Origin of the sequence: Staphylococcus sp. HMSC62A08 (assembly GCF_001839105.1) — a bacterium.
Lineage (GTDB): Bacteria > Bacillota > Bacilli > Staphylococcales > Staphylococcaceae > Staphylococcus > Staphylococcus caprae.
The window spans coordinates 247,002-255,048 of the sequence record NZ_KV840039.1 but is presented as its reverse complement, the minus strand read 5'-3'; the positions used below and the strand labels follow the sequence as shown (position 1 = coordinate 255,048).

Sequence of the window (8,047 nt, the reverse complement as noted above, 5' to 3'; positions counted from 1 at the left end):
AAAAAATGGAGGCGTAGCAGCTTTCATTGATGCTGAACATGCGCTTGACCCTGTTTATGCTCAAGCATTAGGTGTAGATATTGATAATCTTTATTTATCTCAACCTGATCACGGTGAACAAGGTCTAGAAATTGCTGAAGCTTTTGTTCGAAGCGGTGCCGTTGATATTGTAGTTGTCGATTCTGTAGCTGCCTTAACACCGAAAGCTGAAATTGAAGGTGAAATGGGAGATACGCATGTCGGCTTACAAGCAAGATTAATGTCTCAAGCGTTAAGAAAATTATCAGGTGCAATTTCTAAATCTAATACAACTGCAATCTTTATTAACCAAATCCGTGAGAAAGTTGGTGTTATGTTCGGTAACCCTGAAACTACACCAGGTGGTCGTGCATTAAAATTCTATAGTTCTGTACGTTTAGAAGTAAGAAGAGCAGAACAATTAAAACAAGGTCAAGATATTGTAGGTAACAGAACAAAAATTAAAGTTGTTAAAAATAAAGTTGCACCACCTTTCAGAGTGGCAGAAGTTGATATCATGTATGGTCAAGGTATCTCTAAAGAAGGAGAATTAATTGACTTAGGTGTCGAAAACGACATTGTAGATAAATCTGGTGCATGGTACTCATATAATGGGGAAAGAATGGGCCAAGGTAAGGAAAATGTTAAAAACTACTTAAAAGAAAATCCTCAAATTAAAGAAGAAATTGATCGCAAACTACGTGAAAAATTAGGTATCTTTGATGGAGATGTTGAAGAAACTGAATCTGAAGAAGATACGCCTAAAACTTTATTTGATGAAGAGTAATCTATTCACATAACATAGAAAACGTTGAAATGGATGGCTAAATAGCTGTCCATTTTTTATATTAAAAATTGGTTAATTCTAATATTAACTATGAAGGTTTCAAATGAGTTATAGTGCAATTTCATATCTTGACACTTCTCTGTCGAAAAACGTACAATTAGTGTGTATGATTCTTATATAATTTCATATAATCATATTGATTTTGATATACAGAGCAAACCCTAGATAAAGGAGGTGTTTATGTGAATTTATTAAGCCTCCTACTCATTTTGCTGGGGATTATTCTAGGCGTTGTTGTAGGGTATGTCGTTGCCCGAAATTTATTACACCAAAAACAAGTTCAATCGAGACAAACTGCCGAAGATATTGTCAATCATGCTAATAAAGAAGCTGACAATATTAAGAAAGAAAAATTACTAGAGGCAAAAGAAGAAAACCAAATTTTAAGAGAACAAGCAGAAAGTGAACTGCGTGAAAGACGTGGTGAACTTCAAAGACAAGAAACCCGACTTCTTCAAAAAGAAGAGAACTTGGATCGAAAATCTGATCTATTAGATAAAAAAGATGAGATTTTAGAACAGAAAGAATCAAAACTTGAAGAAAGACAACAACAAGTAGATGCAAAAGAGAGTAGTGTTCAAACATTAATAATGAAGCATGAACAAGAATTAGAACGCATCTCCGGTCTCACTCAAGAAGAAGCTGTAAACGAACAACTTCACAGAGTTGAAGAAGAACTGTCACAAGATATTGCAATACTTGTTAAAGAAAAAGAAAAAGAAGCGAAAGAAAAAGTAGATAAAACAGCAAAAGAATTACTTGCCACTACAGTACAAAGATTAGCAGCCGATCATACAACTGAGTCAACCGTTTCAGTTGTTAATTTACCTAATGATGAGATGAAAGGTCGAATTATTGGTAGAGAAGGTCGAAATATTCGTACATTAGAAACGCTTACTGGTATAGATTTAATTATTGATGATACTCCAGAAGCGGTTATTTTATCAGGCTTTGATCCAATACGACGTGAAATAGCTAGAACAGCGTTAGTGAATTTAGTTTCAGATGGTCGTATCCATCCTGGACGTATTGAAGATATGGTCGAAAAAGCTAGAAAAGAAGTTGACGATATCATTAGAGATGCTGGTGAACAAGCTACATTCGAAATAAATGTTCATAATATGCATCCGGATTTAGTTAAAATACTTGGTAGATTAAATTACCGTACTAGTTACGGTCAAAATGTTCTTAAACATTCTATTGAAGTGGCGCATCTCTCTGGCATGTTAGCAGCTGAGTTAGATGAAGATATCACTTTAGCCAAACGTGCTGGTTTACTTCATGATGTTGGTAAAGCAATTGACCACGAAGTAGAGGGAAGTCACGTAGAAATAGGTGTTGAATTAGCTAAGAAATACGGTGAAAATGAAACAGTAATTAATGCGATACACTCACATCATGGCGATGTAGAACCGACTTCTATAATTTCTATATTAGTTGCGGCGGCTGATGCTTTATCAGCAGCTCGACCAGGTGCACGTAAAGAAACACTTGAAAACTATATTAGAAGATTAGAAAGACTAGAAGCGTTATCTGAAAGTTATGATGGAGTTGAGAAAGCATTTGCAATTCAAGCAGGTAGAGAAATAAGAGTCGTTGTCTCACCTGAAGAAATTGATGATTTAAAATCATATAGATTGGCTAGAGATATCAAAAATCAAATCGAAGAAGAATTACAATATCCTGGTCACATCAAAGTGACAGTTGTTCGCGAGACTAGAGCAGTAGAATATGCAAAATAATTTATAAGAGCCACTTACCGATTCATCGGTTAGTGGCTCTTATGCATGAAGCGCAGATTCAAGTATAATGAAGTGAGTGACATTTATTTTTAATTTCAATTTCAGACAAATACTTAAGGATATGTATGAGTTTTAAAAAAATTAAAATTAAAAAATACATAAAAAACCTGCCAATAAAGTCGAAAAAGACATTACTGACAGGTTGATTTTAAATTACAATGTTTATAGTTGATATATCAAATTTGAAATTATTTTAATTGTAAATCTGCATCATTAATTTCTCTAATGATTTCAGCTGTGTCATAACAATTAGTAGCTATGTTAGAGTATCTCTCAGCTAAACGGTAAGCGTTAATATATAAAGTTAAACTTTCTTTAGCGATATCTTCAGGCTCATCTGATTTAGCTGGATTAGAACTTACTACTAATTCTGCAAATTTTTCAGGATCAATATTAATAGACATGTGTTATATACAACTCCTAGAATTTTATTAACTTCATACTAACATAATTAATAAATTCGAAAAAGAAAAGTCTTTTAATATTCAGAATAATTAATTTGTACTGAATACTTTAATTATATAGTGGTATCTATTAAACTATTTTTATGAGAGGATGAACGATTTATGAGAATATTGTTTATCGGGGATATCGTTGGTAAAATCGGCAGAAATGCGATTTCCACTTATCTACCTAAAATCAAACAAAGCTATCACCCGACAGTATCCATTGTAAATGCTGAAAATGCAGCACATGGAAAAGGACTCACTGAGAAAATATATAAGCAATTGTTAAGAGAAGGCGTAGATTTCATGACGATGGGTAATCATACATATGGTCAAAGAGAGATTTACGAATTTATTGATAATGCGAATCGCATGGTAAGGCCTGCTAATTTTCCGGAAGAAGCACCAGGAGTTGGCATGCGTTTTATTCAAATCAATGAAATTAAATTAGCAATTATTAATTTACAAGGGCGTACATTTATGCAAGATATTGATGATCCATTTAAGAAAGCTGATCAACTTATCGAAGAAGCAAGACAAGTGACACCTTATATCTTCGTAGACTTTCATGCCGAAACGACTTCCGAGAAAAATGCTATGGGATGGTATTTAGATGGAAGAGTTAGTGCAGTCGTGGGTACGCATACACATATACAAACTTCTGATAACCGTGTTTTACCTAAAGGAACAGGTTACATTACTGATGTAGGTATGACAGGGTACTATGATGGTATATTAGGAATTAATCGAGACGAAGTCATTCATCGATTTATCACGAGCTTACCACAAAGACATGTCGTTCCAGATGAAGGCCGTAGCGTATTGTCTGGAGTAATTATTGATATAGATAAAGAAGGAAAGACAACTCAAATTGAAAGAATATTAATTAATGACGATCATCCTTTCCAAGGATAAAAGCCTATGATTACAACGTTTATAGGTTATCGTCCATTAGTATGAATTTAATTTTGTACCACTGTTTACATAGTAAAACGGTGGTTTCTTTTGTTAAAATTAATTATGAATTATAACCACAGGAGGCATGTGATATGAAATCACAAATATCATGGAAAGTGGGCGGACAACAAGGTGAAGGGATCGAATCCACTGGTGAAATCTGTGCCACCGCAATGAATAGAAAGGGATACTTTTTATACGGTTATAGACACTTTTCAAGCCGTATTAAAGGTGGCCATACAAATAATAAAATAAGAGTTTCAACTTCGCCTGTTCATGCAATAAGTGATGATTTAGATATTTTAGTTGCATTTGACCAAGAAACGATTGAGCTCAATCATCATGAAATGAGAAACGATAGTATTATCATTGCTGATTCTAAAGCTAAACCTGAAAAGCCGGAAGACTGCAAAGCACAACTTATTGATTTACCATTTACGAGTACTGCAAAAGAACTTGGTACAGCTCTCATGAAAAATATGGTCGCTATAGGTGCTACTTCAGCATTGATGAACTTAGATACTTCAACTTTTGAAGAATTAATTACTAATATGTTCTCTAAAAAAGGAGAAAAAGTAGTTGAAATGAATATCCAAGCATTAAATGAAGGATATCGTTTAATGCAAGCGCAATTAAATACTATTGAAGGTGATTTTGAACTAGAGGAAAATAATGAAAATCCCCATTTATACATGGTAGGAAATGATGCTATTGGTTTAGGTGCTATTTCAGCAGGCTCTAAATTTATGGCTGCTTATCCAATTACACCTGCGTCTGAAATTATGGAGTATATGATTGCTAATTTACCTAAAGTAGGTGGTACTGTCATACAAACAGAGGATGAAATTGCAGCTGCAACAATGGCTATTGGTTCCAATTATGCTGGTGTGAGAGGATTTACTGCTAGTTCTGGTCCGGGATTATCACTAATGATGGAATCAATAGGGTTATCTGGTATGACTGAAACACCATTCGTTATTGTTAATACACAACGTGGAGGTCCTTCAACTGGTCTACCAACTAAACAAGAACAATCTGACTTAATGCAAATGATTTATGGTACACATGGCGATATTCCTAAAATAGTTGTTGCGCCTACAGATGCTGAAGATGCATTTTATCTTACTGTAGAGGCGTTTAATTTAGCTGAAGAATATCAATGTCCCGTTATTATTCTCAGTGATTTACAACTTTCTTTAGGTAAACAAAATGTTAAAGAAAATGATTACAATAAGATTGAAATTAAACGTGGTGAATTACTTCAGTCTGATATTGAACGTGAGGAAGATGATAAGAGTTACTTCAGAAGATACGCATTAACTGGTAGTGGTATTTCTCCTCGTCCAATTCCAGGAGTTAAAGGTGGTATCCACCATATAACTGGGGTTGAACACAATGAAGAAGGTAAGCCTAGTGAAGCGGCTTCTAATCGCCAAGCTCAAATGGAAAAACGTATGCGTAAAACTGAAAATCTAGTTATCGAGAAACCTGTTGAATCAAATGAAAGACATGAACATGCCGACATTCTTTATATTGGATTTATTTCTAGTAAAGGAGCGATTATGGAAGGTTCCGAACGTCTTGAAGAACAAGGCATTAAAGTGAATACTTTACAAATTAGACAATTACATCCTTTCCCTAAAGATACGATTCAACAATCTATTGATAAAGCCTCTAAAGTAGTTGTAGCCGAGCATAACTACCAAGGACAATTATCTAATATTTTGAAAATGAATACCCAATTACAAGATAAATTAGTTAATCAAACTAAATATGACGGTACACCGTTCTTACCTCATGAAATTGAAGCAAAAGGTTTAGAAATAGTTAAGGAAATTAAGGAGTTGGTTTAATTGGCTACATTTAAAGATTTTAGAAACAATGTTAAGCCAAATTGGTGCCCAGGATGTGGTGATTTCTCAGTACAAGCTGCGATTCAAAAAGCTGCAGCCAATGTAGGCCTAGAACCAGAAGAGGTTGCAATTATAACTGGTATAGGTTGTTCTGGTAGGTTATCAGGTTATATTAAATCATATGGCGTTCATGCAATTCATGGACGTGCACTCCCTCTTGCCCAAGGTGTTAAAATGGCTAATAAAGATTTAACAGTAATTGCTTCAGGCGGAGATGGCGACGGATATGCCATCGGTATGGGACATACGATTCATGCATTAAGACGTAACATGAATATGACTTACATTGTTATGGATAACCAAATTTATGGTTTAACTAAAGGACAAACATCACCATCATCAGCAGTAGGATTTGTAACTAAAACTACACCTAAAGGAAATATTGAGAAAAACGTTGCACCACTTGAATTAGCGTTGTCCTCTGGAGCAACTTTTGTAGCACAAGGTTTCTCAAGTGATATTAAAGCATTAACGAAATTGATTGAAGATGCTATTAACCATGATGGATTTTCATTTGTAAATGTCTTTTCACCATGTGTAACGTATAACAAAGTAAACACATATGATTGGTTCAAAGAACATTTAACTAATATTGATGACATTGAGAACTATGATACATCAGATAAGCAATTAGCTATGAAAACTGTTTTAGAACATGAATCATTAGTAAAAGGTATTGTATACCAAGATACTGAAACACCATCTTATGAATCACAAATTGACGAATTAGAGGATGAAGCTCTCGCTAAAAAGGATATTCATATATCAGAAGAGACATTTAATGATTTAACTGCGCAATTCGTATAAATTTTAAATGAACTGAGTGCTTTTTTGTGCGCTCAGTTTTTTTACACCAATTTTGAGATTTTAAAAAATTAATTAAAAGCGTTTAGATTATGTAAATCACTTTTTAAACTGAAAATTAGGGGAATGGATAACGTAAAAGTTGTTGTAGGGAGGTTACTATGGACAAATTTAAATCAATGAAAAAATTGGAAAAAAAGACAATTGAAAATGAAGATTGGGAGATTGAAATTGAAGATAAAGACAGTGATGTTTCGATATTAGCTATTCATGGGGGCGGAATTGAACCTGGTACAACTGAATTGGCTCAAGTTATTGCTGAAAAAGGTGGGTATAATTACTTTTCATTCAAAGGTATCCGTAGTAAAGGGAATAATGAATTACATGTCACTTCCACTCATTATGACAACCAACAAGCTTTAGATTTAGTGGAAAAAAGTGAAAGAGCAATTACTGTTCATGGTTGTAAGGGTGAAGAGAGCGTTGTATATATAGGTGGCGATGATTATCAACTTATTGATGTTTTAAGTGAAACTTTACAAGATATAGGTATCAAAGTCGAAGGTGCGCCACATACAATGGCTGGGACTCAAGATAGAAATATCACAAACCAAACTAAAAACGATGCAGGTGTTCAAATAGAATTAACTTCTGAACTAAGAAAATCATTATTCGTTAATCATAAAAGTTCGCGTAAAAGTAGAGAAAATCGTGATAACTGGGGAGATTTAATGTATGATTTTGCTGACGCAACTTCTAAAGCAATTCAGCAGGTACAATGAAAAGTTAATAAAAATGATACATGATTTCAACATGTTAAAATAGGATTGTATTAATATTTTAACGAAGAGGAGTGTTTGTATAATGAATGATACATTGATGAGCGTACAAATTGTTCCGCGAACGCCTAACAATCAAGATGTGATTCCATATGTTGATGAAGCAATAAAAATTATTGATGAATCAGGTTTGCATTATAGAGTTGGACCATTAGAAACGACAGTTCAAGGTGATATGAGCGAATGTTTAATCTTAATTCAAAAACTTAATGAAAGAATGGTTGAATTAGAATGTCCAAGTATTATTAGCCAAGTTAAATTCTATCATGTGCCTGAAGGTATTGAGATAGAAACGTTAACAGGTAAATATGATCAGGAATAAAGTTTTTCAATTAGTAGATTGAAAATGAATAAATATAATAAATTTGTGGCGAGAGCATGGAATTAATCTTTTTTAAGTTTGATTTCGCGCTCTTTTTTT

At 33.8% G+C, this 8,047-nt stretch carries 8 protein-coding genes; 7 read left to right on the top strand and 1 reads right to left on the bottom strand.

All coding sequences use genetic code 11. The annotated features are described in order from the left end of the window. The coding region (gene recA, locus HMPREF3264_RS07165) for a recombinase RecA (protein WP_070873268.1) at positions 1-805 on the top strand (805 nt) is incomplete at its 5' end. A gap of 242 nt (positions 806-1,047) precedes the next feature. Continuing rightward, positions 1,048-2,607 carry a ribonuclease Y gene (gene rny / locus HMPREF3264_RS07160; protein WP_002442608.1) on the top strand — a complete coding sequence of 520 codons (1,560 nt, stop codon included), beginning with the start codon at positions 1,048-1,050 and terminating at the stop codon, positions 2,605-2,607. A 248-nt stretch (positions 2,608-2,855) separates the two neighbouring features. Here rny and HMPREF3264_RS07155 read toward each other — a convergent pair whose 3' ends face one another. Then, positions 2,856-3,071 (bottom strand): hypothetical protein, encoded by a 216-nt coding sequence (locus tag HMPREF3264_RS07155; RefSeq protein WP_002442610.1) that lies wholly within the window; start codon positions 3,069-3,071, stop codon positions 2,856-2,858. Positions 3,072-3,233: 162 nt separating this feature from the next. Here HMPREF3264_RS07155 and HMPREF3264_RS07150 point away from each other — a divergent pair, with 162 nt between their 5' ends. The 5 genes from HMPREF3264_RS07150 (at position 3,234) to HMPREF3264_RS07130 (ending at position 7,948) form a co-directional block, all read left to right on the top strand. Further along, the gene (locus HMPREF3264_RS07150; protein ID WP_044466279.1) at positions 3,234-4,028 is read left to right on the top strand and encodes a TIGR00282 family metallophosphoesterase; all 795 of its coding nucleotides are present in this window, start codon (positions 3,234-3,236) and stop codon (positions 4,026-4,028) included. Positions 4,029-4,162: 134 nt separating this feature from the next. Further along, on the top strand, positions 4,163-5,923 hold the full coding sequence (locus HMPREF3264_RS07145) for a 2-oxoacid:acceptor oxidoreductase subunit alpha (RefSeq protein WP_070872711.1): 1,761 nt from the start codon (positions 4,163-4,165) through the stop codon (positions 5,921-5,923). Further along, entirely contained in the window at positions 5,924-6,790 is an 867-nt protein-coding gene (locus HMPREF3264_RS07140; RefSeq protein WP_002442615.1) for a 2-oxoacid:ferredoxin oxidoreductase subunit beta, read from the top strand. Positions 6,791-6,948: 158 nt separating this feature from the next. Continuing rightward, on the top strand, positions 6,949-7,569 hold the full coding sequence (locus HMPREF3264_RS07135; RefSeq protein ID WP_070872709.1) for a poly-gamma-glutamate hydrolase family protein: 621 nt from the start codon (positions 6,949-6,951) through the stop codon (positions 7,567-7,569). Between the two features lie 82 nt (positions 7,570-7,651). Beyond that, positions 7,652-7,948 (top strand): thiamine-binding protein, encoded by a 297-nt coding sequence (locus HMPREF3264_RS07130; RefSeq protein WP_002442618.1) that lies wholly within the window; start codon positions 7,652-7,654, stop codon positions 7,946-7,948. Positions 7,949-8,047: the final 99 nt, after the last annotated feature.

Bases quoted from the DNA above. Each gene is read 5' to 3' on its own strand.
- HMPREF3264_RS07135 (WP_070872709.1), top strand. From the start codon at position 6,949: ATGGACAAATTTAAATCAATGAAAAAATTGGAAAAAAAGACAATTGAA.
- HMPREF3264_RS07130 (WP_002442618.1), top strand. From the start codon at position 7,652: ATGAATGATACATTGATGAGCGTACAAATTGTTCCGCGAACGCCTAAC.
- HMPREF3264_RS07145 (WP_070872711.1), top strand. From the start codon at position 4,163: ATGAAATCACAAATATCATGGAAAGTGGGCGGACAACAAGGTGAAGGG.
- HMPREF3264_RS07150 (WP_044466279.1), top strand. From the start codon at position 3,234: ATGAGAATATTGTTTATCGGGGATATCGTTGGTAAAATCGGCAGAAAT.
- HMPREF3264_RS07155 (WP_002442610.1), bottom strand. From the start codon at position 3,071: ATGTCTATTAATATTGATCCTGAAAAATTTGCAGAATTAGTAGTAAGT.